Genomic DNA, 23,015 nt, shown 5'->3' with positions numbered 1-23,015 from the left:
GGCCGGCTTCAAATCGGAACGGTGGCCGGAATGAAATCGGAATGGGTGGCCGGCTTCGTGTCGGAATAGGTGGCCGGCTTCATCGGAATACGCATGCTGATCATACAAAATCCGTCTAGCCGCTGAGCTAGATCTTGGAAAAAAGCGTTTCGTTTAGTTAATTTTTAGATCAGCGTCTCCGACGATTTTTTACATCACTTCCGATAGTTAGCCCGGCTGATATAGTCCCAAATTCGCTGAGTTTTCATTTCAAAGAAATTTGGAAAATAGATCCGAATTGACAAAAACCGCAAAAAGTGAAATAAAAACAATGCTGACAATTTCGTCGGTAACAGAGGGTCTTTATATGCAGGCCACATCATGTGCAAACCAACTGGTCGCTCTTTTCGGATTTTACCGCCAGTGCGACGGGGAAAGGTCCAACTAATATGTTCAAACTCCTCAAGCGCGAAGACATCCGTATCGTCATTCTCAAATCAATGATTGAGGGAGGCAATCGATACGGCTCCGACTTGGTTAATTCGCATCGCAGAATCAAGCGAGGAGCCGTTTATGTTCAGCTTCGCCGAATGACGGAAGAGGGCTTGGTAATGACGACAACCGGTTCGTATCCAGGTCATCCAGACGTTCCGAGAACAGCCTATATCCCGACCTCAGATGGAATACGAACGTATTCCAGAGCGGTTACTAACAGCCAAGATAGATTGGCTACCTTCGAACCCACAGGAGCAACATAAATGTCCAAAGCTAAGGCCCTAAGATTCAGGCGCTCGCTGATGCTGTATAGCGTCGGCCTCGTGATCGTGATGTCGGCATCAATCGAACTCATGCGGTTACTTGAACTGATATTCAATATCGAGCACTCGATGTCTACGATCGGGTTCTGCGTATTCTCCGCCCCCACGATCACGGCGTTTCTCGGCATCGGCATGATCGAGAGAACCGGAAGGAGGCGCGGATATCGGCAAGGAAATGCCGTAATCGGATTCTGCGCCCGGAACTTCAGTAGGACTGTTGCTGAATCCATCCGCGAGGATTTGCGTGACGATGTTACGACTTGGCATACCGGCATCAAGTTTATCGATGTTGCTCTCTTCAACTGGCGCGCATTGCGCGCCACTATTAACGCCGTATTTTCTGCCTATAGTCCAAAGGGTCCAAAGCTTTAAGAAGGCCAATACAATGAAACTAAGCAGTGCTTAGGCCCCCATCTCGAAGTGAGTGGGGGCCTTTTACAATTTCAGGCTTTCCGATGTTTCGCCAAAGGCCACGTAGGCCGGCTGCTTACGCCCATAAATGGCCATTATGACAGCCAACGAGACCAAGCGGATTGCTAGCGTCCTGGTTGTATGCATCTTCGGCTCACCTCAGCGATGGCTCTGATCTTCCTTCTACATAACAAGTCACGCCCTCGGCAAAGTCCCGCATTGGTAACGTCGTTAAGCGAGGCCCTCCCTCGTTACTTCACTTATCCGACCTGTCCTCCGGGGTCATCCGCGCGACTATGCCAATCAGGTTTCTCACAGCCTCGTGTGGGAGACCCCGCGTAAGGTGCGACAACTCGAGGTGATCTTTTGCCTCTTCCGGCGTTCGTCCGTAAAGATGAGGGGCGACTGCGAAGAGCATATCGATGGGCTGAAAACCCAGGAGCTCGCACAGGTGGATCATCCGTGTGACTGTCATCCTTGAAAACGCGCGTTCGTAGCGACCGTACACGGCTGTCGAGAGACCGACAATTGAGGCGAAGTCCGCCCTGGTGAGCTTTTCATCTTCGCGAGCCTTGCGCAGAAACGCGGCAAGCCTCTCGTCCATTTCTTTAAAGCACACGATGCCTTCGAAGCCAGGGCGGCGATAAAGCGGCCGGTCTACTTCGTCGTCGGTTGTCTCAACGAGGCCCTTCGAACTCTTGTATTTCATTAGGTCCCGCGTTTCCGACATCACCCTCAGCCTTAATCCACTCTTCGAGCGGTATTATGTACCAAGCTGAACCAACTTGGCACCAGTCTGTTCCTAAGAATCACCAAATCGTCTCTCTATCAATTTGGGGGTTAGGTGCACAATCGGCGGCAAGTTGCAAAGTTATCCAAATTGGCAAACAAAATTTTCGTACTTCAGCGCTTCGACGAGCGCAATATAGCTTGTTTTCAAAATTATCCAGCTATTTAGTTCTGATCGAAACTAGAGACCAACGGTCATCTTTCCGCTCAAAGATTCCTTCCAACCGGGTATCTTTTGTTAGCCACCCGAGTTTAGCAGTCATCTCACATGCGATGGCGTTTCGAGCTAAACTAATACAGCGATTGACGGAAACTGAAGATTGGGGGCCAGAGTTTTTGATATCCCATTTGGATAGGATAAACAGTTGCTCTTTGGCCGCTTGGTCAGTCGGCCAGTCGCCCTTATCGGTTACATCGGTCTCATTCAGGGTTCGCGCTAAGATCGAATGTTTGAGCGCGGGACGATCTATACCGACCATTGCCGCTTGCGGCGCGAGGATAGCTCCGAGCACCCCGCCCAAGGCAACCCCAAGAAGGAATTTGGGGTCTAGGATCAATATCCGTTGTCCCGCAAATAATGGTCTATGGCCGTCTTGATAATAACGGTCATTTTTATTTCATTCTCAACAGCGGCGCGGGCAAGGCGCTGCTTCGTGTCGAAGTCCAAGGGGCAGTTCACGAAGTGCTTGCTTTCCCTTGCCTTCGTCTGCTTCAGATCCTGCAGGCGGACACGGGATGACTCCTGACGGAGTGCCCGCGTCGTTGTGCGCTCCCGGCGAACCTCCTCATCGGGCGAAATCAAATTTCCGGCGCGTTGTTCCGGCGCCGGCTTAATCTCTGCCCGATCAGGGGCAACGATGGTTTCCCGGCCCACCGGGACGGTGTTGATGGCTATTTCTTGTGACGGAGGCCCGGGTGCGACAAGCGCGTCCTGTGGGGCCTTTAGGGGCATAACCTGAGCGGCTGGTAACTCCTGACGCGGCTTGCGAGGCGCAACCGCGAAATCTGTAACGCTTGTATCGCGTTTCACCATTGCATCAACTCCTTGCGTTGGTCTGGAGGAAGCCTTCGACTTCCTGTTTAAGGGCAAGAACTTCTGCCCTGGCCTTTTTTACGGGTTCTGTGAGCTCGAGCATCTGGAGGGTGCCATAGCCGGTTCGTATCTCTCGATAGGGATTCCGTTCTACAAGTTCAGTTTCGAGCAGATGCGAATTGTAGCCGCCCGAGCGAAGGTTAGCGACGAACGGGCGGATCAATCGATATTCCTCGAGGGCGCGGTTCGGCATGCTTATCCGCGTCCTGTAAATGAGGTGGGGAATGTCCCGGCCTACCCGATCACTCATTTCCGCCACGTCGCTTGCGGCTTGTCCTGCGGCAAGAATCTCGTCCTGCGATGGCTGGACCGGCGTAACCACCACATGGGAGCCCGAGATGATCGTATCCCTCGTGACGGTGTCCTGACCGGGGGAGTCCATGATCACCACATCATATTTTTCGGCGTCCTGGTCGAGTATATGCCGAATACCGGCGTCCTGGGCTGCAGTGACAAGAGTTATGCCGTCTGGCTGATAGTCTTTATCAATCGACCGCTGGAACCACGTGGAGAGATTCTGCCTACCGTCGGCATCAATGAGCAGGACAGTCTTGCCTTCCAGAGCAAATTCTCCGGCCAGCAGGATGACAGCAGTCGTTTTTCCTGCGCCGCCTTTGCCACTCACTGCGGACATACAAATCGCCATAGCTACCCCTTTGTCTTCCCGAAGAGACTGGTTGCCTTGAGCCTCGAAGAAGTGGGAGCACCCCTTCCGTCTCGCGGTATTGTGGATGAGCTCAAGTCAACGCGCACGGTTGTTGGGATCTAAACAACGGCAGTGAAACACGGTGCTTTCTTACGACGAATAAATGAGCCACGGACCTACTACGAGAAAATAGGGTGCTGACGTGCAGTTCGTCAACATGTTTGTTGAGATCGGAACCACGTTTCGACGGCACGACATGAAACGATGCAGTGCTTGTGACGTACGACCTACTCATGTTGGAGCAGGCATGGAAAAAGGCTACTGGGCAACCACACGACCTATCGTGTGGTTTTCTCATGTGACCTGTTCGAGTGGTGAACCCCGGAGCCGCGTGAAGGCCGACTTTGGCAGGCGAACGGAAGCCGCAAGGGCGTAGAGCGGAGCGTCCCTTGCGGGTGAGTACGTCTGCCATACCAAGGGCTTCTTAGCGGTTTTGGCGGTGAACCCTGGTGAGCGTTTCAATGCTTTGAAGCCGATGCGTAAGCGTCGGTATCAGTGGGACTAAGTTGGATGGAGGGGGTTATAATTTTGTGGTCTTAGGGGTGGCAGGATACGCAAAAATGTTTTACATTTTGCATGCTTCTATCGAGGGACTGGCCCTCGATGCCTTCGCGTTGCTCTGGAAAGCCTTCGGCTAATGAGTGAAAACAGTTTGGTGACGTCTGTGAACAAGTCCCGGAAAGCCCGGCTTGTGAACGTGCGCCTTACTGATGCCGAACATGGAAAGATCGAAGAGGCGGCCAAAGCGGCTGATATGAGCGTTTCGGCATTCTTCCGTTCGCTGCTGCTGGAGGGTGCAGGCGTGAGGCCGATTTTGACGCGTGACGACCGGCTTATTATGGCGGCATTACTGGAAGATATGCGCAAGATCGGTGTGAACTTGAACCAGGTCGCGCGAGCCCTGAACAGCGGGAAGGCTGTTCATCCGAGTGAGCTTGATATCAACCTTGCTAACGTTCAGTCGATTCAGGCCGCTGTCATGCTTGAACTCCGATCGCTTTCAAGACGTGCTGGCTATCAGCGGCGTGGGGAGGAATAGGTGGAGTTCTTTTTCGGCGCGTTCACGAGTGAATGGGAGCAGAAGCGCGCAGCGCTTTTGCATGAGATGTCACTTGGAGGAAAGGCGGAGCAATCCGAGGAAAATCTCTTCAAGTACGTTCATCAGATCAAGGAGGTTAAGCGCGGGGGAGGCGGACCCAAGGTGAAACCTATGCGGATGCCTCGCATGCAGTTTCCCCCGATCTCCATGCCTTCTGGTATCGCGGCGGCTACCAGCCGACCGATGGAGGCGCGTCTTACCAGCGTCGCGAAGGGTAGCCAGCCAGCTGTTGTGAAAATGGCCTCCTATGGCGGCGGCGCACGCGTTGGATCGATGCTCAACTACGTCTCGCGTGGCGGTGAGCTGAAGGTGGAGAATGAAAACGGTGAGAAGCTTGAAGGCCGTGAAGATCTTGCTCGTGTTCGGGGCGACTGGAACCACCTGTTTCAGAACCGGACGGAGAGCCGAGATATTGGAAGCTTCTCGGTGGAGGTAGCCGCCAGTGCTGATGGACAGGATTTGCATGGCCGGGTGCGAGATATCCTATCGAGCGGTTTTGGCGACCGGCGGTACGCTTATGCCGTTGCGGAGCGCGCTGATGGTTCATTGACGATTGATGGCCTTGTCGTTCTACGAAGCGGGCAGGGCAAGAGGCTTACAGCCGACGCCAAGGCGGCCGGGATCGTGCAGCAAAGTTTTGACGCTAGCGCAGTCGCAGGTCTGAGCGCTGCGAGGTTTTCCTTCAGAGGTTATGGAAACGGTGTCGATTACGGCACCACGAAGGTTCGGGAGCTTATCGTGGACAGTGCAGAGGTTCGGGATGATCGCGGTCGCTTAATAGCAGACGGTAAAGCGGCCGGAGATCTCGTTCAAAAGGAGTGGCGCGAAGAGCTTCACAGCCGCAAAAGCCGTGATGTGATGCATGTCATCATGTCGGCCCGTGCCGGAACAGATGCAGGAGCCTTTGAAGGTGCTGTTCGAGATTTCCTCGCTGACCAGTTTGCTGGACATCGGTACGTCTTTGCGATGCACGACCCTGAAACCGACACCAAAGAAGCAGGGGAGGGGGGCAAGCGTCCGCATGTCCATGCTCACGCTATCGTCACGATGCGATCAGAAGCCGGAGACCGGATCGAGACAACGCCGACGACCTTCCGCCAATGGCGTGAAGTGATGGCCGAAAAGGCGCGGGATCACGGCATCAATATGGAAATGACGGATCGACGGGAGTTCGCCTCAGCGCCTGCCTACACCCGTAATCAGGTTCGCGCTGTAAACCGCGACGGTAGGACCGAGCATGTTGGAACAAGTGAACCTGCCCAGGCTCGCTACGATGCAAAGCGATCCGGTCGACGCACCTTGGCGTCAAGTGATCGTAGTCGGCAGTACACGGTCAAGGCTCAGGAGACCTGGCAGAAAATAGCTGCGGTTTCCGGTGATAGGCGGACTGTAGCTTTCGCAGCTGAACATCGTGATGTCATTGAGACAGGGCTCAGAGAGCTGGATTCTGCAAATAATTCAACAGTCGTTCACTCGGATTTCGGCGGCGATTTCCGTACAAATATGATATCATTGCAGAAGATGCTTTTGGAGGCAGAGGACATGCGCGAGCAGACACGCCAGGAGTTTGAATCATACGAAAAGACCGTCGAAACAGCTCTATTCAGACTTGAGCGAAGCGCTGGACCCGACGACAGAGCCGGTTTCGATGAGGTTGCCACTACAGCCCGAGAGATTGTGGATCTCCGACGCGAAATGCTCGAGCTCACCGAGCGCGTTGGTGACAGAGATATTGGCAATGATGCCGATCGGGAACCGCTTGCTGACGGCAGGGATCAGCGTGGGGAAGCAGAGGGACGAGGTGAAGCCCTCGCCACCGACGCTGTCCGCGATGACGCCCAACGCCTCGCCAACGAGGCTGACGAGGTCAGCAAGAAGTGGGATGAGGCTGTTGCCAAGCATGGCGAAGTGGTTGTTGAAGCTGGCAATGATGCGATGATCGATGTCGAGCATTTCAGAGAAGGTATCGCGCTAGTACAATCGGGCGAGTTTTCTGAAGAAGACCTCGAAATGTACGAGACCGGGCTCAGGTCAGCGCTGCGGCGTGCCGCCGAGCTCGCGGCCGACGGAAACGCCTACCTTCGCGATGTCGCTATCGAGGATCCAGAGCTTCGCAGCGAAGTCGAAAAAATCGACCGCGAAGACGGTCGGTCAGACGAAAGCACGACCAACAAGACCGTTTCCACGTCTGATGTTCCTGACGATCGTCAGCGCGACCTTCAGCTTGATGCGGAAGAGGAGCAAGGCCAACTTCCAAACGAGCGCGAGGCGCACGAGCTGGCCGATACGATCGAGGCTACAAAAAAGCAGCAAGATCGTGTAAAACAAGAGCGTGAGGGACAGAAAGCAGGGGAAACCACGCGAACGGACCCTGCGCAGCAGCACGTGCCTCGTCTTGAAGAACTTGAGCGCGAGCAAAACGAACAGAGGGACCGCGATCGAGACGATCGTGAGCGGTAATAGGCCATGACGGAGCGATACGTGATTCAGACGGAGAACAGAAAGTCGGATGAAGCCGTAGGGAAGGGCATCGTTGCGATTTTTGCGCTTATTGCCGTTCTTGCTGCTGTCAGTTTCGCGTATCAGACGGCTGTAGGATGGTACGAGGCGGCTGCGATCTGGCTCGCAGAGGCGGGCCAATACCTTGCAGGCTTCTGGCCGTTCTAGGCCTTCTAGTAAGTAGAAATCTTAACGGCCCTGAGAGCGGAAACTCTCAGGGCCGTCTCATATTTAGGCTGTCTCTGGGTCTGGAACGGTTGCGGCGAACACGTCCATGATATTCTTACGTTTCGTCGGGTTCTTTCCAATGCTGTTTTTCTCGACCTGTTCGCGAAGCCTTTGTGCTGCAAGGGAATGCAGCGCTTCAATCTCTTCTCGCCGTGCGATGTCAGCCGACGCTGCGCTATTGCGCTTACGCGCGGCTTTGGGCCGGGCTGCGGGCGTGGTTTTGGCTTTCGAGGTGAACGCCGCCGGGTTGACGATACGCTTCGTCGGATTGGCGGCCGGCGCAATTGCTTCCGTTGGCTCCGGCGCCTCTGTTGCGGGAATCTGCTTTTCCGGCTCTTTCTGAGCGGGAACGGCTTCCGGGGTGTTCGTTTGGACTGCAGCCGAAGGCTCAGCTACCGGCGCTGCGTTTCCGGCATTCTCATATTCTGCAGTCGTCGCCGGGACCGGTTTCGATGGAAGGTACTCGATATCCGGGACGCTCGGGATGTGAGCCTGGGCATAGGCTTCAGCTGCCTTGAATGGCTGGGTGTTGAAGAACCGGAGCTTTTCGGCAAAGATTGGACGCTGGCCCTCTACCAACAGGATCATTCTGTTTTCCGGCATTTGCCGGACTTCCTGAGACATCATGAGGTCCCGCTCGCGAATTTGCTCGACCTTCGTCCGCCGTGGAAGTCCCATGATTTCGATGGTGCGAGACTCGGAGGAATAGCGAATGGTCCTCTTGCCGAGAGCTCGTGAGGCATAATCGGCCGTCGCCTGATCATTTGCACCAAGGATCAACTGGTAGCCGCAATTTCCCAAGAGCGAGTGCCGCGAGGTTTCTCCATATATCTCATCGAGGTTTTTTAGATCCTGGATAATGAAAGCGAGCTTGATTTTGTAACCGGCCACGTAAGGCAGCTTCGTCATGATCTCGTCCATGCGTTTCAGCTGGCGAAACTCATCGAGAAGGAAATAGACGGGAACGGAGTTTGGATCATGTTCGAGTGTGAGAATATCCATGACCTGCTGGACAAACAGGGTCAGCAAGGGCCTGAGAAGTGTGATGTCAGTGATGTTCGGAGCGAGATAGATCGTTATTGGCCGCCGCTTCATGGATCGAAGGTCCATGTCCGTGAAGTTCGTTGCGGCGACAACACGTTCGTTCTTGAAGGGTCGCATAGCCTTCTGGATATCGAGAAGGGCCGATGCAGCGGCCCGATCAGACAGTGAAAGATACGAGTTGAAACTCTCGACCGTAAATTTCGAGAGGTAGGGCTCTTTCTCCTTGATGTGCTTCATCAAGGCCTGGAGATCCACGCCGCTGTTGAAGAAGGAGTTGATTTCGCCGAGATTGCGGCGGTCCCGGTAAAAGGGGCTTTCGAGAATGTAGCTTATCGCGCCGGCGAGGACCTGCTGCGCGGTGGCCTGCCATACAGAATTCTCAGACTCCGTGTTCTCCGGAACAAGAATGCTGGCAATGTTTTGAATGTCGGTTGTTCGATTGCCCCGTTCCGGTCGCACAAAATCGAGCGGATTGTAGCTGTTCGTGCGCTCGGAGCCTGGTGCAAAAATGAAAACCTGGCTACCGTTCTTCTTCCGATAGCCGGCCGTCGCCTTGAAGACCTCTCCCTTCAGGTCGGTAACGATCATCGAGCCTTCGTGCATGAGGGCATTCGGGATGACGTAGCCGGCACCTTTACCGGACCTGGTCGGCCCGATGATCAAGTGATGACGATCATCCTTGGCCCGCAGAACCTTGCCGCCGAAGCGACCGAAAATGTGCCCCTTCTTGCCGAACCATTTCCCCGTCCGCAAACCCGCGATGTCCTGAAAAGCGGCGTCCCCTAATGGACTAGTGACGGGCCTAAGGCCGAGATAGGCAGTAATTGCGGCAATCACGAAGGCCGGCACCAATGATCCCAAGGCGACTTTCTGCAGGGTAGGATTATCGCTGTAAGCCCAGAACTGTTGGATTGGGGCGAAAGGATTGCTTCGTATCGTCGTGTCGAGAATTCTGCCGTCGCCGTAAAACAAGTGGAGGCCAGCGCCATATCCAAGCATCCAGGCCGCAAAGGCAACTGCGAGGCAAAACGCAAGATAGACGGCTTTGAAGCCTTTCGTCATGCTTCATCTCTTGCAAAGAAGATCTCCGAAACGCCGCGCTTGCCCCCTTCACGGCGGAGCTGGATGACGATCGGGATCACCATTTGAATGTAGGACATCAAGTCTTGCTTCGAGTAGCCAGCCGACATGCCGGATTGCTGCATCATCATGGCAAGCTGCTCATATGCCCCCATGGGGGTGTCCGCATGAACTGTGGACATGCTGCCCGGATGACCGGTGTTGATGGCACGCAGGAAAGAGAAAGCTTCAGCGCCTCTGATCTCCCCCACGAAAAGGCGGTCAGGACGCATGCGCAGTGCCGACTCGAGCAAGTTTTGAATGGTCACATTGGCAGTGCCCTGTGACCCCTTTGACGCAATCAGGTGAACCGCGTTCTTCTGGGGTGGGAACAGCTCCCGCGTGTCTTCGAGTGTCAGGATGCGCTCATTCAAGTCAACCGAGTTGAGGCAGGCATTTAAGAATGTCGTTTTGCCCGAAGACGTACCGCCGCTGATGAGGATCGATACCCGCTTTGTGATCGCGGTATGGATGAAGTCGTAGATCTTCTCTTCACGCAAATATCGGATGAGCTCGCGATCGACGTCGCTCAATCCCCCGACGGCAACCGACACCTTATCCAGCGATCCGTTATCCCTGTAGTCTTCGAGGGAGAAGTTTTGGACGACCTGCTTTCGGATCGTAATGGATCCACCGTCAGGAGCTGCGGGGGGTAAAACGACCTGAATTCGTTCACCAGTCGGGAGCGCAGCGCTTAGGATGGGGTTGGCCTGGTTCAAAAACTGTTTCGTAGAGGCGGCGACGCGTTCGCCTATGTTTTCGATTTCCTGCGCTGTCAGAGCAGAGATAAGATGATGCTCCATATGGTCCGCGCCAAACCGTTCCACGTAAACGTGGCCCGGCTTGTTGATCGCGATTTCGACAACCTTTGGATCGTCAAGAAATGGCCTGATGGGCTCCAACGAACGGGTCAGGAAATAATGGGGATCATGAACCAGTGGATTACCTGCCGGTGCGTTCACGTTTGATCTCCTTCATCGCTTCTGTAACCGGATCGTCGTACATGTCGCTGAAATCGAGGTCTTGGCGCACGAAGATGAAGATGCGTTCGCCTTGTGGGACGCTGATCGTTGGGGGGATACGGAGATTTTCCGAAAGCACGGTGTTTGCCATGTCGCTAAACGTCTGTGCGATCGTCTCGCGAGCGAGATCCGCCCCACGCTGCGCATCGTCATTGTTGGAACCTGAACTCTGTTCGCTTCCATATCCCGTCAGATAGCTTGCGCCGCCACCAACGATCGAAAGAAGGATGGAAGCGCCGAAGCGCTCCCGGAACTTGTTATCAACGTGACCTGTCAATCCTGACCGACCGAGGCTATCCGCTCCGATTGAGTTTAGCCTCACGCTGGCACCATCGTCACGGATCAGGCGTGTCCAGACGACGAAGATACGCTTCTGTCCACGCGTAACCTCCGACTGGTATTCGCCAATCAGCCGGGTGCCTGTGGGGATGATCACGCGCCGGCCGTCGAACGAGTAGACATCCTGAGATGTAATGGCGCGGATTTGCCCGGGAAGATCACTCACGATGGCTGTTTCCAGAATGCCTGGAATAAGTGTGCCTTCTGGCACTAAAGCGTCGAGGCGCTTCAGCTGTCTAGCCTTGGCGCTGCGATCTCCTATCGCGCTCGCGGAGGAGAGATATTGGCTATTCTTGTCCTCGCCGGCAACCGTCAACGGCTGGCCGTTGGCCGACCCGTCCAGCGACCCGTTCCCGTTGCCTCCCAAATTCTGGTCCATGGTGATCAGCTTTGACCTAAAGCGCTCGGGAAACTCCTCCACTTTGGGTACTTCCACGGTCGGAGGCGGAGCCACTGGTGGCGGCGGCACGTTGAACGTTGTCGTGTCGGCTGGCGGCTCGGGTGGCGGCGGAGGTGGCGGAGGTGGCGGCAGGACGACGACCGGCTGTTCCGGAGCAGGTTGCGGCTCACCATCGCGCACGAAGCCAGGCGGCCGGAACGTCGTGGTGCGAAACTCTTCATCCGACTGGGAATTATCCCGCGGCTCATCTTTCGAGGTCGCAAGGACCATGTATGCGGCGATAACGCCGAAAATCACCAGAGCAGCCATTCCGGCCGTCTGGTTCCGTTTTGCGTTCTTGTTGCTGACATCCGTTTCGTCAGCCTGCGCCATAGCTTCAAGTTCGGGGCTGCGCTTCATTAGTTGCCGCTCCTTCTGCGCTTGCTTGCGTCCGGATCAGGTTTTGGAGCCATGATGTCAGGGGCAGGGGCTGCAAAATCGGGCTTGCGTAGATTGAAAATGCAGGTCCATTGGTTCCCGTCTCGCAGCGTGTATTGCGTCGCCGTGCCATCAACGACGATGTATTCGCCCTCTTTTCTGAAATTCCGAAGGGTCTCAGAGAAGTCGGACTGAACCGCAAAAATCGCTGGTACGCGCCCTTTGAACTTAAAGAACGTCTTTTTCCCGTCATCGAAGACCATAGACGGCTTCAAAGCGGCATCACCCGAAAATGAATAGTCGATATTTACATTGGCCTTGTCGATATTGCTTACGTTCGGATTCGCGGCTCTAAACTCCGCCTCTTTCCGCAGAGATGCGTTCAAATCCTTCTCCGGATATACGAAACGGATACCGAAGACCTTCCGTTCGTCTGTCGGCGCGTAGTCATTCAGCTCCAAGAAGTAGATCCGCTTGGATGTCACGACATTCATGTTCGTAGAAACACCTTTCGCAATTGGTTTTACGAATAGGATGTTGCCTTTCTCAGACGGTGCGACCTGCCAGCTATCGGTGTCGCCAAGCGAGATCGTCTCGAACTTTTCATCTTCATCAAAAATGATCATCGTTGAGATGCCGTAGGTCGCAGAGACCTTCACCACGTTATTCGGCTGGTAGACAACACTCGTAACGCGTGAATCCAACGTGCCCGGCCTAGGCTGCTGTGCGCCGAAGGCGTGACTCATCGTCACGGCCATGAAGGCCGCAGTGAAAAATAGTCTGACTTTCATCCTGCTGCTCCCGGCGTAACCGTTTCCTGATCGCGTCGGTAGTTGTAGACTTGGAAGCCAAGCGGATTTTCAAAACGCCAATCGTTGCGCTCCGGTGTATCCGTGTATCGGAAGCGGACCACAGAGATGTAGTGCCGTGTGATGTTATCGCTCTCAGAGCTTTCGGTGGTCGAGAAGCGGACCAGCGCGGTGCTAGCGTTCGAGAACGTGACCGACTTAACGTCAACGGTGATCTTCTTGTTTCTGCCCAAGCGCCTGCCTGGGTTGTTCGGATTGGCCGCGCTCCATTCGTCTTGGAGCTCCTTAGCGGCGTCTGCCGTTGATAGGAGGGCGGCAATTCCGAAGTTTTGCTGTATCGCAAACGGGTCATAACCCTCGCGCGAGCGGATATAACGGACCACATTGGCCTGAGTGACAGCCTGCTGGTCAGTGAGGTTTGCAGAGCGCGTGAGCCCGGTTTTAACCTCAATGTAGCCGGTGTTTTTGTCGACCTCGACGATGTAAGGTTCGAAACTCTTGAGCGGCACCAACATCACCAATGTCCCGAGCGACATAAGGGTGATGGCGCTCATTATCATGGCAACGAACCAAGCAAATGTCCTTGAGCGATTTGCCTTCTTTACGATCTCCTGTTCCCATTTATCGCCATCTTGAAAATAGCTCCTGAGAGCTTCGTTTGAATCTGCCATGGTCTAGCCCTTAAACCCCTCTGAACAGCCTGCGTTTAGCGCGGCACGCTGTTGCTACTGATGCGATTTTGCATCGCACTCGCACTTGCATTTCGAATATTTTCCCGCATGCCGGCTTGTGTCCGCTCGCGTGCCTCCATGCCGAGTCGGCCAGCTGTGCCGGAGGCACTACGCGCGCCGGTTAGCATTGCAGCTGGAGCACTGAAGCCTGTCAGGCCCCCGACAGTTCGCGCCACTTGACCGATTCCGGCCGCGACGCCGCCCGTGATCCCCTGAGCAAGCGTCTGGATGTTGAAGAGGACAAAGGCACCTGCAGCACACAAAAGAAGGAAAGCCGCGACATCATCGAGTTGAAGCCTGCGCTGGTCGGCCGCCGCAGTGACCTTCGTCAACTCTGGATCCATTGCGGAGATCAGGAACGCAGCAACCACGTAAACGAACAACGGAATAAGCGCGTACATCAGCACACTTTGAAACCACGCCATTCCGTAGCTTCGGGTGGATTGAAACAACAAACATGCGATGAAAATGGGGGCGGTTCCTAGCAGCACCCACATCATGACCTTCGCAAGCAAAAGGATCGCAAGAGCGACCGCGATAAACACGCCGACGCCAAACATGATCAGAAAACCCACCATAGCCGGAAGAACGGAAAAATAACCGGCCTGTTCAGCAAAGGCCCCCGCCGCCTTGTTGGCCGTTTCCCAGATCATCGAAAGGCCGTTCGTCGGCTCCGTGATGCCTGTGTTGCTCACAGCTAGAATGGCGCGGCCAACATCTTCCGGCGTATCGCTCAGCCAGGTGTAGAAAAATGTGTTGAAGTTGCCCCATGAGTTTATGAAAGCAACGATCAGCGTCATCCTGACCACACGGCTGATGACCTCGCCGACACTGACCCGAGCCGTCCCCATGATCAGTTGAAGACCGTAGTAGGCGACGTAGGCGATCAGTAGCACGGTTAGAAGCGGCGTTACTTCGCTCGAAACCACCTCATAGGCGCTTCGCGTAAAGTCAGCGCCCGTCTTTTCGATCCGATCCAAAAGCCCACCGAGGAAATCCTCCATCGCCCAACATCCTATTCAGTTGCTATTGTGCCGATGGCCGCCAGAGCGGCGGATGGTTCGCCATTGACGCTTGTCATCGGACCACAGTCGTGACGTGGATCCTCAGCATAAGACGTCATATTGGCGGGCCGTTTGCATGGTGCCGTTTTCTCTTTCGCGGCCGTCCCACAGCCGGCAAGCCCGGCTGTCAAGGTCGCGACTAGAAGCACCGTTCCCGCTATCTCGAATGCCTTAATCACCGTAGGTCATCGCCTTTTTCGAGTTCGACATATCGACAAGACGCTGCTGATTTTGGGCATTAAGCGACTGAACGGTGCCATTCATGACGCCAATCATTTCGTTCAGGACCAGCCCCGATTGAACTTGGAGCTGCGTGTTCTGATCGATCGAGCCCTTGATATCCTCAGCCTTGCCGATCTGCTGACCCGCTTGCTGGAAGGATTGCGTACGCTGCTGCACAGCCTGATTTGATCCAGTCACCAGAGCAGCTACACCAAGGACCGTATTCATCACTTCCTCATACGACTTATCGCCTGAGAACGTGCTATCGGCCTTTCCCGAAAGGTTTTTCACCAGCTGCAGCCCGTTGATGAATGTGGAGGCTACTTTGCCGATATCGCCGCCCATGCTTCCGAAATTCGGCACGCCACCGCTCATCAAGCTGTCGAAGGACGGCATCTGGGAAACACTAAAGCCATTGCCGATAGCAAGGTTCTGCATAGGGCTTTGCACGCTTCCACGGTCACCCGTTACGGCTTTAAGTGTTTCTTCGACCGTCTTAAGAACCTCCTTGTTGGTATCGAGGATGTCGGTCGTTGTTTTCGATGTTTCCTGAGCAACCTTCAGGTTAGCATTGTCGATTGTGGGGACCTGAGCGTACGCTGTCGAAGCTAGAGCCAGCGAAAACGCCGTTGCGATCGTCTTTTTCATGGCAGTTCTCCTTTATTGTGTACTCAACATCAGTTTCATTTCGGACGCCCGTTCCCTCTTCTGGACGCAAGCTTGTTCCGTTTCGTTCCATTCTACGTTCAGCGCCGGGTCACAGAGCTTCACCGTTTCGGGGTCTTTATCGTCTTTTTTCTTCACCGAGCTCGTGCGAGACGAGCCGGACCTTTCACCGAGATCCAGCGCGTTCTTCGAGTTCATGAGTTCAGCCATTGTCGCTCCAAGACGAATGACCTGATTCATCATTTCGAGATTCGCGTTTCGCGCCCCTGAGTTCTGGTCCCAGCTGTCTTGGATCGTGCCCGTCTGCATCTGCCCGAGCTGCTGCAACCACGAACTGACATTGCCACTGCTTTCCGTGATGGACTGGCTCGTCGCCATAGCGTGCATCGAGCTGTCACGAGCACCCGAGAAGGCTGTGCTGCCTCCTCCATAGTTTATCGGAATGTTGGAGGTATCCGACCCGCCAAACTGCGGCATCCATTGTTTCGTGATGCTCGCGACATAGCCTTGGGTTTCTTTGAATGGTGGGATGCCGCCATACTTCTGCACGTTGCCAGGGCCAGCATTGTAAGCGGCCAGAGCGAGGTTCGTATTCCCGTTGAAACGCTTCAGCTGTTGCTTGAGATACCGCGCGCCGCCCCGAAGGTTGTCTTCAATGTTGTTTGGGTCAACGCCGAGGTCCTTCGCGGTTCCTGGCATAAGCTGCGATAGACCCGTCGCGCCTACCGGTGATTTTGCGCACGGGTTGAAGCGGCTCTCTTGATAGACAAGAGACATGAACAGCGTTTCGTCTACGCCCTCTTCCTGGGCAACGCGCTTTACGAGGCCGACGATCTCCGGATTAGCTTGCGCGGCAGACGGCGCGTCGCCTCCCTTCCCCTTTTTGTACATCGAGCAAGTGACGCTCGTGCTGACAGAATGACGTTTCTTGTCTGTTTCCTTGATGTCGTCGGTTGTTTTCTCCCTCACCGTGTCGTCCGCCGTTAGTGCGGCGTCGGTGATTGGAACCTGCGTAAAGGCTGCGCTTGGAGCGCCAATCGACATGGCTGTAGCAAGCAGCACCAGAGTGGGACTTTTCCTCATTCAGCATTCTCCCATCCGCAAAATTTAGCCAACCAGTTTTCCGGCTCGTCTCCGTATTGCTCGCGGAGTGCAGCGCACTCCTCGATCGTCTCCTTTCGCCCGGACAGGACTTTCACCAGATCGGGCATGCTCGACAGGTCGAGCCTGGCTATGACGGAGTCATTGCCGTGCTTGATCAGGAAGGTTCGCTTCTCGGGCGGGGTATTCTTGATGAAGTTGTATTCCTTCACCGTGAGACCAAAGCGCTTGATGTAGCTCTCTTCGTCTGCACGCGGATTTGGGAAGTGAATGTTCGTGGATGATTGCTCAATTAGCGTGTGGGACACCTTCGATTTTGCAATGTCGGCGGCCGACTGAGTGCCAAAGCCTACGATGCCGTTGAGCTTGCGAATGGTCTTCATTTTGTCGACAATGAACGCGCTGAAGGTGTCGTCCAGGAGCAACTGCCAGCCCTCGTCCATGAAGAACATGACGGGGTTGCCATCCAGCAGTTCATCAAGTCGATGGTAGAGATACATAAGTGCGGGTGTTCGCAGCTCCTCGTTGCCAAGAATGTTGGTCATGTCGAAGCCGAATACGGTCCTGCCGGAGAAGGACAGCACATCGTGCGGAGCGTTAAAGAGCCACGCTTTCTCACCTTCGATCCAAGGACGAAGGCGGGAATAGAGATCGTTTGCGTCCGCCCGTGCACGGCCCATAAGCAGGTTGCCGAGGTTGGTGAGGTTTCGCTGTTGTGCCGGCTCTTCCATGAGGCGGACGACAGCGCGCTCGATGATATCTTCATCTTCCTGGGTGAAGTCGCGGCGATCACGTCCACCGAGCATTGCCTTGAGAAGGCGCTGAAGAAATTCTCTGTTTGGTCCGGTGTTCTTCAACTGGAGCGGATTGAATCCAGTTGGTGTCCCCGGGGAAAGGATCTCGTAAGATCCGCCGATGGCTCGAACGAAGATTTCGGCTCCGCGGTCCTTATCAAAGAAGACGGCGCGCGGCGTTGGAGAAACTCGCATGGCCTGCGCTAGCAGGAAGCTCAAACCGACAGTTTTACCCGAGCCTGTCGGTCCTGTGACGGTAAAATGCCCGATATCGCGGCGGTGGAAATTGAACCAATAGGGCGTCTGCGATGTCGTCTCAAGGATAGTGATGGGAAGGCCCCAATGCGTACGTTCCGCCTGACCACTGGCGAAATTGTGCATCGATGACAGGCCCGAGAAGTTCGAGCTGGAGAGCATCGCCTTTCTAGCAATATAGGAGTGGTTGCCGGGCAACTGCGCCCAAAACGCAGCCTCAAGATTCAGATCTTCACGCAGCCAGTTGATGTTCATGTCCGTGAGGCATGCACCAAGTTCCGAAACGCAGCGGCTCAAGCCTTCGAGGTCCCGGGAAATGCAAAGTAGCGAAAAATGGTGGAAGCCGAATACGGCTTCCTGATTCAGCATGCTGTCGAGAGCAAAATTGATGTCAGATTCTACAGACGTCCCAGCTTCGTCCGAGGCACGGATTTGTCTCTGAAGGCGCGTTATGCGCTCCTGCGCAATCGGCTTGTCGGCAAGGGTAAACGACTGCGTCAGAATGAACTCGTGGTTCACCTGTAACAGTCCGTCCAACATGCCGGGTCCAGTGAAAGGAGGGTATTCCTTGATGGACAGCAGTGCGCCATACCGCGAATCTTCGTCCACGGCGGCATGCGCGTGCAAAGCGCGCTTGGCGAAGTGGAGACGAGATGTTCCAATGAAGTTGCGAATGCCCATACGCGGCAGTCGCATCTTCCGAGACACGCTACCCGTGAGGATAGAATTGAAGAATTCGCAGGGCTCGGAATACGGTTCGCCCTTGGTCTCTTCCTCCTGCCCCTCGATCTTTGCGGTATCGTCGGACTTCTTCCGGTAGGTTATGCCGAGCGAACGGGCTCCGTATTTACTCAGTTCACGGACGATATTGCCGATCAGTTCCTCTAGGTCCGTTACCTCTTCGCGAGTGGCCTGTGTTTTTGCGTCCTTGTTAGACTGCGTAAAAATCCGCTTGAGCGTGTCGCCAACACCAAGCGCCCCGCGCATGCCCGAACGGACGATCGTCAAGTAGATCTCGTTTGTGAACATGCGCTTCTTGCGAAGCTGACCCATGTATCGCGTATTCAGGATGTCGCAGAATGATTGATCAAACGTTCCGCCGATCTCGGTCTCGACCTCGCGACGGATCACGGTTGACCATAGGGAAAACCGGCTTGAGCCGAGCGCGCGGATCATCGTGTTCTGGACGACTGATCGCATATTCAATTCGGCCTGGTCTTCGGTCTGGAAAAACAAGCCGTCGAGCTTGATGACACTGGCGAGTGATCCATTCTCGAGACCTATCACCGTGTCCGAGACATGCCGCATGTAGGGAATATGAACGGACATAGGCCGCTCGTTTCCGGCGACCTTCCCAAATCCTAGCTCTTCTTTGACGACTTTCAGCATGATTATGGTCCGTACGAGTTGGTGCCCCAAAAGCGCTTATTGGGAGTGCGGGGGGTCTTGCGTGACGAAACCTGAAGCACGTCGAGAATTTTCGCGTCCCATGTGCAAAGCGAGAAAAGGACGAGGTAGCCAACAGGCGCGAGCAGAAGTGCGGCAAGATGGTTTGACGCAAGCCAGCCGATGATGGTGAGGCCGATGATCAGCACCACCGCCATGTATGGCACGCCCCATAGGGTAGGTGATCGGGTCAGACCGATCACCAAAGGCGTAAGCGCCGGCTTCTCATCCGAGAACTCGCTCAACTTACTGCCCGCCCACCGAAGAAATCATCTGATCAACAATGGCCGGAGCGCCGAAGACGAGCCCGATGCCAATAACGACCGCGCCGGCAGTAAACCAAGACAAACGACCGGCAAATGCCATGAAGCCCAGGGCGATAACGGCGATGATCGCCAACAACCGGCCAAATGGGCCAGTGATGAAATCCACGATCATCTGCACGGCGGTCTGGATAGGGCCGAAAGCACCGCTACCGCCCCCGCCTGCCCCTTGCGCAAAAGCCAGCTCTGCGCCGACGATCTGTACCGCCGCGACCACGCCGAGAAGCGCGATCACCTTAACCGCCTGGGATTGACCCAACTTCACACTTTTCATCTGACTCTCTCCTTAGAAGTGCATCACGCCGCCGACAAACTTGCCGGTCTTCTCAACGGCAATTACCCCGCTACCGTTGGCCGTATTCGTCGCCGCTGCCTCGCGGACGACATTTCCGGCCTTCCGCTTGCCCGTAGGCATCGGAAGGCCAAGCTGAAAATTGAGGACTTTTGCTACGTATCCGACCGTTTCCTGAAACGGCGGCACGCCGCCATATTCGTAGATCCGGTTCTCGCCGCTGTTGTATGCGGCGGCTACGAGCAGAGGATTTTGAAACTCATCGAGCAGGAAGCGGAGGTACTTGATACCGCCTTCGATGTTCTGCCGAGGATCGCAGACATCAACGACACCGAACCTCGTAGCGGTGTCAGGGATAAGCTGCATGGGGCCACGCGCACCTTTGGGAGAGTTGCGAACCACATCAAACCGGCTTTCGGCCCATGTAATCGCCACAGCAAACCCCTCGTCAACCTGATGGCGGCGCGCGGTTTCTACAACCAATGCTTTGATCTCGTCAGGCGTCATCGGAGACGCCCCGCACTCCTTTGTCCCCACCACGGGCGAAGCTAACACATTTCCTGCGCCAATTTGGCTAAGTGAACCGCTGGCACGAGGAGCGATAGGGGAGTCGGCTTCTGATCCTGTCACATCCACGAAGGGGGTGGTTGCTGCGCCAATTTTAGTAATCGGCAAAGCGGCCGCTTCGGTCATCTCTTTCTGCTGGTTCGCGTCCTTCACTACGCCATCAGCGCCCAAGACAAATTCTTTGGCTGCGACAGGCTCCCCAGCCCATCTTTCCGCGAAGTTGGTAGCTAGTGACAGTGGCTCAGCCGTTGTTGCTTCATTGTATCCGCTGGCTATTCTGGTATTTTTTACAGCATCTTGGGCATATGCGCAGTTGGCCGACCACAGCGTAACGAGAGCTGTCCCAAAAAGGACGGTGGTGCCTGAAAAGCCTGCCATGCTAGCCCTTTTTTCCATCGTCTCCGCCTGCCAAACGGTGTTGTGATTAGGAAGAAAACCGATTAAGTTGATGCTTGTATGATACCGATTTGGCTCAGACTTACAAGTTTTTGTGCCAGTGTTAAACCCCCTTTCTCAAGGGAATCCGTTGTACCAAGATGGTTAGGGCTAGAAAATGATACGGACCATCATTACCGCACTCGCAAGTTGCGCAATGGCAACACAAGCTTTTGCCGCGCCGGCAATCAACAAGGATTACGTCAAGTCGCTCGCCGCCCCCGGTAAGACGGCTTTGGTGATCGAGTATTATGACGGCAATGGGAAGGTCGTTGACCGGAAGGGCTATGCAACAGCCTCAGGGTTCAAGGCGGTATCCGGAACCGACTTCAAGATTGACGATAAGACGACAGTACATCTGTACGGTCTCCAGCCGTGTAAGGGGGATCTGGTCAACCGGACCGAAGATTATGCGGGAACCTGTGATGACTATGCTCTTAAGCAGCTTCAGGTCATGTTGCAGAGCCCAAAGGTCGTTTTCTGCCGCGCTTTCGTCAGCGAGCAGGGGGCGACGATGCAGAATGCGACGTGCTACGGGTACTACAATTACCCTGGTGCGATGGACTCGGTCGATAATTTCGAAGAGCAGCTTCTCTCTCTGGGCGCTCTTCGTCTCGCCAAGAAGCCTGATGGTTCGGTGGAGCGGCCTGATCTACAGGAAGCCGAGAAGCTCGGGAAAAAGGGCGACTTCGGCATGTGGGCTGATCCGCGGGTAAAGTCGCAATGAGGCGGATAGCTCTTCTTATGGCGGCATTGATGCCTTCCTGGGCTATCGCAGCCCCGGAGGGCTATTTCGATTTAAAGCCAGACGGGATAACGCTCGAGACCGGAGACACATGGGTGTCCAATGGAGAGCGGTTCCGTCTCTATGGCATACAGTCATGTTTGCGCGGCACCAACTATACCGATGCCCACGGTAATACTCGCGATTGCGGCGAGGCGTCCCTTGCTGTTCTTGCCGCCTATATCAAGGACACACAGCCGATTTGCGCACCAGTCGCTAAGGCAAACAACATTTCGTATGTCATTTGTTACGCGACCGTTGGGAGCCAGCGGCTGGATCTAGGGCAGGTTCTCGTCAGCAGTGGGTACGCGTTTGCTGCATTGAAGAGCGACGGACTTCCATATCATGTCCCCTACTCTGTGGCCGAACAGATGGCCCAGCAGAAAAAGGCCGGTCTCTGGCAGTTCAAAGACGTCCAGCACCCTTCGATTACCCTCAGCCGAGAAGCCAATCAGCGCGCCAGGAAGGCGGAGCAATGAAACATATTCCACTGTTCGGCGTCATTATCGCTGCGATTGCCACACCTTCAATGGCCGCCGACCTACAATACTATACCCCGCGCTACTCGGGGCGCGTTGCACCACCCGTCGATTCCGCGCCCGTCAGGTTGCCGGTCTTCAAAGGCGTTGTAACCGTTCTGGACGGCCGCACTCTTTGGTATGGCTCTCTCGGACTTGGCTATAAGGTCCGCCTCGCGAGTATCGACGCATGCGAGCTTCCGCAATGGGCTCTCCACCCCAAGTGGGTAGACCGGACAAAGCACCAAGCGCCTATGCCGGTTCCCTGTGGGCCGCTTGCGAAAGCTTGGCTTAAGCGAACCATTGGCAACAAGGTGACGGTCTGCACGACGCTTGGGTATGGGAATGATGGCATTCCTCTCGCTCAATGCACGGTCAAAGGCCGGGACGTGGCGACGGAAATGCTGCGCGTAGGTTGGGCGCGAGTGGATTCCCCCTACGCCAACCAACAGTACCTTTCCTATCAGCACGATGCCATGGCCGCCCGTTATGGAATGTGGGGCACCTATGTGCTCGACATGAACGAATGGCGGCGCAAAGCGGTTGATAAGACCCTTGAGCGGCGGCCTCTGGCGGATTTCAACCTTTTGGCTGAACGAAAAAGCGAAATCTCGCCGCCGTTTGATGACGCACGCAACAAACCTAAGAGGACAGATCGATAGTTGCCGGATATCGCACATATCGCGACATCGTTCGCGGTCGATCCGATGGCGGCGCTATTGGTTGCCATTCCACTTTCGCTCGCCCTGATCGTGCCCTGCGAACGTTTGTGGTGGATCCACGCCCCCTGCGCTCTGGTCCTCCTTGCGGTCTCAGCCTTATTCCAGGCCGAGCGTCATCTCGCTTTCGACAGCTATCTTGTCGCCTTTTTTGCATTTGCGGCGGTTTGCAGGGATATCCCAAACCGCCCCCTCCTCTACCGCGTCGGTATCCTCTGGTTTGCAGCATTCTCGTTGATCGCCGCCGTCATTTATGCGGCCTCCGACCGAACAGACCCCCACGCGATAGAAGCCAAGATCTCACACCGGCCAATTCCGCAGTGAAC

24 protein-coding genes are annotated in these 23,015 nt (G+C 55.1%); 8 read left to right on the top strand and 16 right to left on the bottom strand.

Translation table 11 applies throughout. The annotated features are described in order from the left end of the window. Positions 1-737 precede the first annotated feature (737 nt). Entirely contained in the window at positions 738-1,169 is a 432-nt protein-coding gene (locus C8J33_RS24965) for a hypothetical protein (protein WP_132665724.1), read from the top strand. 295 nt (positions 1,170-1,464) lie between these two features. On the opposite strand, the gene C8J33_RS24960 is transcribed toward C8J33_RS24965, so the two are convergent. The 3 genes from C8J33_RS24960 to C8J33_RS24950 form a co-directional block, all read right to left on the bottom strand. Next, positions 1,465-1,917 carry a helix-turn-helix domain-containing protein gene (locus tag C8J33_RS24960; protein ID WP_245507281.1) on the bottom strand — a complete coding sequence of 151 codons (453 nt, stop codon included), beginning with the start codon at positions 1,915-1,917 and terminating at the stop codon, positions 1,465-1,467. 633 nt (positions 1,918-2,550) lie between these two features. Beyond that, a complete protein-coding gene (locus C8J33_RS24955; RefSeq protein ID WP_132665722.1) occupies positions 2,551-3,030 on the bottom strand; it encodes a hypothetical protein in 480 nt (159 codons plus the stop codon). 4 nt (positions 3,031-3,034) lie between these two features. Beyond that, complete coding sequence (locus C8J33_RS24950) at positions 3,035-3,724, bottom strand: ParA family protein (RefSeq protein WP_422039086.1); 690 nt, start codon at positions 3,722-3,724, stop codon at positions 3,035-3,037. Positions 3,725-4,433: 709 nt separating this feature from the next. Between C8J33_RS24950 and C8J33_RS24945 the strand changes: the two genes are divergently transcribed. Genes C8J33_RS24945 through C8J33_RS24935 form a run of 3 tightly spaced genes read left to right on the top strand, consistent with a single transcriptional unit; the run spans position 4,434 to position 7,562 of the window. Next, complete coding sequence (locus tag C8J33_RS24945) at positions 4,434-4,835, top strand: plasmid mobilization protein (protein WP_132665720.1); 402 nt, start codon at positions 4,434-4,436, stop codon at positions 4,833-4,835. Continuing rightward, on the top strand, positions 4,836-7,355 hold the full coding sequence (locus tag C8J33_RS24940; RefSeq protein WP_132665719.1) for a relaxase/mobilization nuclease domain-containing protein: 2,520 nt from the start codon (positions 4,836-4,838) through the stop codon (positions 7,353-7,355). 21 nt (positions 7,356-7,376) lie between these two features. Next, the gene (locus tag C8J33_RS24935) at positions 7,377-7,562 is read left to right on the top strand and encodes a hypothetical protein (RefSeq protein ID WP_132665718.1); all 186 of its coding nucleotides are present in this window, start codon (positions 7,377-7,379) and stop codon (positions 7,560-7,562) included. A gap of 63 nt (positions 7,563-7,625) precedes the next feature. Here the strand turns inward: C8J33_RS24935 and C8J33_RS24930 are convergent, their stop codons facing one another. The 13 genes from C8J33_RS24930 to C8J33_RS24870 are packed head-to-tail and all read right to left on the bottom strand — an operon-like array spanning position 7,626 to position 20,611. Continuing rightward, positions 7,626-9,728 carry a type IV secretory system conjugative DNA transfer family protein gene (locus C8J33_RS24930; RefSeq protein WP_132665717.1) on the bottom strand — a complete coding sequence of 701 codons (2,103 nt, stop codon included), beginning with the start codon at positions 9,726-9,728 and terminating at the stop codon, positions 7,626-7,628. Then, positions 9,725-10,747 carry a P-type DNA transfer ATPase VirB11 gene (gene virB11, locus C8J33_RS24925; RefSeq protein WP_132665716.1) on the bottom strand — a complete coding sequence of 341 codons (1,023 nt, stop codon included), beginning with the start codon at positions 10,745-10,747 and terminating at the stop codon, positions 9,725-9,727. Before virB11 ends, C8J33_RS24930 begins: the two co-directional genes overlap by 4 nt. After that, positions 10,728-11,945 carry a type IV secretion system protein VirB10 gene (gene virB10, locus C8J33_RS24920; RefSeq protein WP_132665715.1) on the bottom strand — a complete coding sequence of 406 codons (1,218 nt, stop codon included), beginning with the start codon at positions 11,943-11,945 and terminating at the stop codon, positions 10,728-10,730. The genes virB11 and virB10 overlap by 20 nt, the downstream gene beginning before the upstream one ends. Continuing rightward, positions 11,945-12,754 (bottom strand): TrbG/VirB9 family P-type conjugative transfer protein, encoded by an 810-nt coding sequence (locus C8J33_RS24915; protein ID WP_132665714.1) that lies wholly within the window; start codon positions 12,752-12,754, stop codon positions 11,945-11,947. The genes virB10 and C8J33_RS24915 overlap by 1 nt, the downstream gene beginning before the upstream one ends. Next, positions 12,751-13,443, bottom strand: a complete 693-nt coding sequence (locus C8J33_RS24910) for a virB8 family protein (RefSeq protein ID WP_132665713.1) — start codon at positions 13,441-13,443, stop codon at positions 12,751-12,753. Before C8J33_RS24910 ends, C8J33_RS24915 begins: the two co-directional genes overlap by 4 nt. Positions 13,444-13,478: 35 nt before the next feature. Further along, positions 13,479-14,507 (bottom strand): type IV secretion system protein, encoded by a 1,029-nt coding sequence (locus C8J33_RS24905; RefSeq protein ID WP_132665712.1) that lies wholly within the window; start codon positions 14,505-14,507, stop codon positions 13,479-13,481. 11 nt (positions 14,508-14,518) lie between these two features. Next, positions 14,519-14,746 (bottom strand): hypothetical protein, encoded by a 228-nt coding sequence (locus C8J33_RS27710; protein ID WP_132665711.1) that lies wholly within the window; start codon positions 14,744-14,746, stop codon positions 14,519-14,521. Beyond that, positions 14,739-15,437 (bottom strand): type IV secretion system protein, encoded by a 699-nt coding sequence (locus C8J33_RS24895; protein WP_132665710.1) that lies wholly within the window; start codon positions 15,435-15,437, stop codon positions 14,739-14,741. The genes C8J33_RS27710 and C8J33_RS24895 overlap by 8 nt, the downstream gene beginning before the upstream one ends. A 12-nt stretch (positions 15,438-15,449) precedes the next feature. Beyond that, the gene (locus C8J33_RS24890; RefSeq protein ID WP_132665709.1) at positions 15,450-16,538 is read right to left on the bottom strand and encodes a lytic transglycosylase domain-containing protein; all 1,089 of its coding nucleotides are present in this window, start codon (positions 16,536-16,538) and stop codon (positions 15,450-15,452) included. Continuing rightward, positions 16,535-18,994, bottom strand: a complete 2,460-nt coding sequence (locus C8J33_RS24885) for a VirB4 family type IV secretion/conjugal transfer ATPase (RefSeq protein WP_132665708.1) — start codon at positions 18,992-18,994, stop codon at positions 16,535-16,537. Before C8J33_RS24885 ends, C8J33_RS24890 begins: the two co-directional genes overlap by 4 nt. A gap of 2 nt (positions 18,995-18,996) precedes the next feature. Beyond that, the gene (locus tag C8J33_RS24880; RefSeq protein ID WP_080517092.1) at positions 18,997-19,296 is read right to left on the bottom strand and encodes a type IV secretion system protein VirB3; all 300 of its coding nucleotides are present in this window, start codon (positions 19,294-19,296) and stop codon (positions 18,997-18,999) included. Position 19,297: 1 nt separating this feature from the next. Beyond that, positions 19,298-19,648, bottom strand: a complete 351-nt coding sequence (locus C8J33_RS24875; protein WP_132665707.1) for a TrbC/VirB2 family protein — start codon at positions 19,646-19,648, stop codon at positions 19,298-19,300. Positions 19,649-19,660: 12 nt separating this feature from the next. Continuing rightward, on the bottom strand, positions 19,661-20,611 hold the full coding sequence (locus tag C8J33_RS24870) for a lytic transglycosylase domain-containing protein (RefSeq protein ID WP_245507280.1): 951 nt from the start codon (positions 20,609-20,611) through the stop codon (positions 19,661-19,663). 175 nt (positions 20,612-20,786) lie between these two features. On the opposite strand from C8J33_RS24870, the gene C8J33_RS24865 reads away from it, so the two are divergent. Genes C8J33_RS24865 through C8J33_RS24850 form a run of 4 tightly spaced genes read left to right on the top strand, consistent with a single transcriptional unit; the run spans position 20,787 to position 23,013 of the window. Continuing rightward, on the top strand, positions 20,787-21,395 hold the full coding sequence (locus C8J33_RS24865; RefSeq protein WP_132665705.1) for a hypothetical protein: 609 nt from the start codon (positions 20,787-20,789) through the stop codon (positions 21,393-21,395). Further along, positions 21,392-21,931 (top strand): thermonuclease family protein, encoded by a 540-nt coding sequence (locus C8J33_RS24860; protein ID WP_012653026.1) that lies wholly within the window; start codon positions 21,392-21,394, stop codon positions 21,929-21,931. Before C8J33_RS24865 ends, C8J33_RS24860 begins: the two co-directional genes overlap by 4 nt. Beyond that, positions 21,928-22,632, top strand: a complete 705-nt coding sequence (locus tag C8J33_RS24855; protein WP_132665704.1) for a thermonuclease family protein — start codon at positions 21,928-21,930, stop codon at positions 22,630-22,632. The genes C8J33_RS24860 and C8J33_RS24855 overlap by 4 nt, the downstream gene beginning before the upstream one ends. Beyond that, a complete protein-coding gene (locus tag C8J33_RS24850) occupies positions 22,633-23,013 on the top strand; it encodes a hypothetical protein (protein WP_132665703.1) in 381 nt (126 codons plus the stop codon). The last annotated feature ends 2 nt before the right edge of the window (positions 23,014-23,015 follow it).

Origin of the sequence: Rhizobium sp. PP-CC-3G-465 (genome assembly GCF_004343445.1) — a bacterium.
Taxonomy (GTDB): domain Bacteria; phylum Pseudomonadota; class Alphaproteobacteria; order Rhizobiales; family Rhizobiaceae; genus Ferranicluibacter; species Ferranicluibacter rubi.
The sequence above is the reverse complement of the archived record's forward strand: the minus strand, read 5'-3'. Positions and strand labels throughout refer to the sequence as shown.

Excerpts from the sequence above, each read along its gene's own strand:
- C8J33_RS24965 (WP_132665724.1), top strand. The coding sequence starts at position 738 with ATGTCCAAAGCTAAGGCCCTAAGATTCAGGCGCTCGCTGATGCTGTAT.
- C8J33_RS24960 (WP_245507281.1), bottom strand. The coding sequence starts at position 1,917 with ATGAAATACAAGAGTTCGAAGGGCCTCGTTGAGACAACCGACGACGAA.
- C8J33_RS24955 (WP_132665722.1), bottom strand. The coding sequence starts at position 3,030 with ATGGTGAAACGCGATACAAGCGTTACAGATTTCGCGGTTGCGCCTCGC.
- C8J33_RS24950 (WP_422039086.1), bottom strand. The coding sequence starts at position 3,724 with ATGTCCGCAGTGAGTGGCAAAGGCGGCGCAGGAAAAACGACTGCTGTC.
- C8J33_RS24945 (WP_132665720.1), top strand. The coding sequence starts at position 4,434 with ATGAGTGAAAACAGTTTGGTGACGTCTGTGAACAAGTCCCGGAAAGCC.
- C8J33_RS24930 (WP_132665717.1), bottom strand. The coding sequence starts at position 9,728 with ATGACGAAAGGCTTCAAAGCCGTCTATCTTGCGTTTTGCCTCGCAGTT.
- virB10 (WP_132665715.1), bottom strand. The coding sequence starts at position 11,945 with ATGAAGCGCAGCCCCGAACTTGAAGCTATGGCGCAGGCTGACGAAACG.
- C8J33_RS24915 (WP_132665714.1), bottom strand. The coding sequence starts at position 12,754 with ATGAAAGTCAGACTATTTTTCACTGCGGCCTTCATGGCCGTGACGATG.
- C8J33_RS24910 (WP_132665713.1), bottom strand. The coding sequence starts at position 13,443 with ATGGCAGATTCAAACGAAGCTCTCAGGAGCTATTTTCAAGATGGCGAT.
- C8J33_RS24905 (WP_132665712.1), bottom strand. The coding sequence starts at position 14,507 with ATGGAGGATTTCCTCGGTGGGCTTTTGGATCGGATCGAAAAGACGGGC.
- C8J33_RS24895 (WP_132665710.1), bottom strand. The coding sequence starts at position 15,437 with ATGAAAAAGACGATCGCAACGGCGTTTTCGCTGGCTCTAGCTTCGACA.
- C8J33_RS24890 (WP_132665709.1), bottom strand. The coding sequence starts at position 16,538 with ATGAGGAAAAGTCCCACTCTGGTGCTGCTTGCTACAGCCATGTCGATT.
- C8J33_RS24885 (WP_132665708.1), bottom strand. The coding sequence starts at position 18,994 with ATGCTGAAAGTCGTCAAAGAAGAGCTAGGATTTGGGAAGGTCGCCGGA.
- C8J33_RS24875 (WP_132665707.1), bottom strand. The coding sequence starts at position 19,648 with ATGAAAAGTGTGAAGTTGGGTCAATCCCAGGCGGTTAAGGTGATCGCG.
- C8J33_RS24870 (WP_245507280.1), bottom strand. The coding sequence starts at position 20,611 with ATGGCAGGCTTTTCAGGCACCACCGTCCTTTTTGGGACAGCTCTCGTT.
- C8J33_RS24865 (WP_132665705.1), top strand. The coding sequence starts at position 20,787 with ATGATACGGACCATCATTACCGCACTCGCAAGTTGCGCAATGGCAACA.
- C8J33_RS24860 (WP_012653026.1), top strand. The coding sequence starts at position 21,392 with ATGAGGCGGATAGCTCTTCTTATGGCGGCATTGATGCCTTCCTGGGCT.
- C8J33_RS24855 (WP_132665704.1), top strand. The coding sequence starts at position 21,928 with ATGAAACATATTCCACTGTTCGGCGTCATTATCGCTGCGATTGCCACA.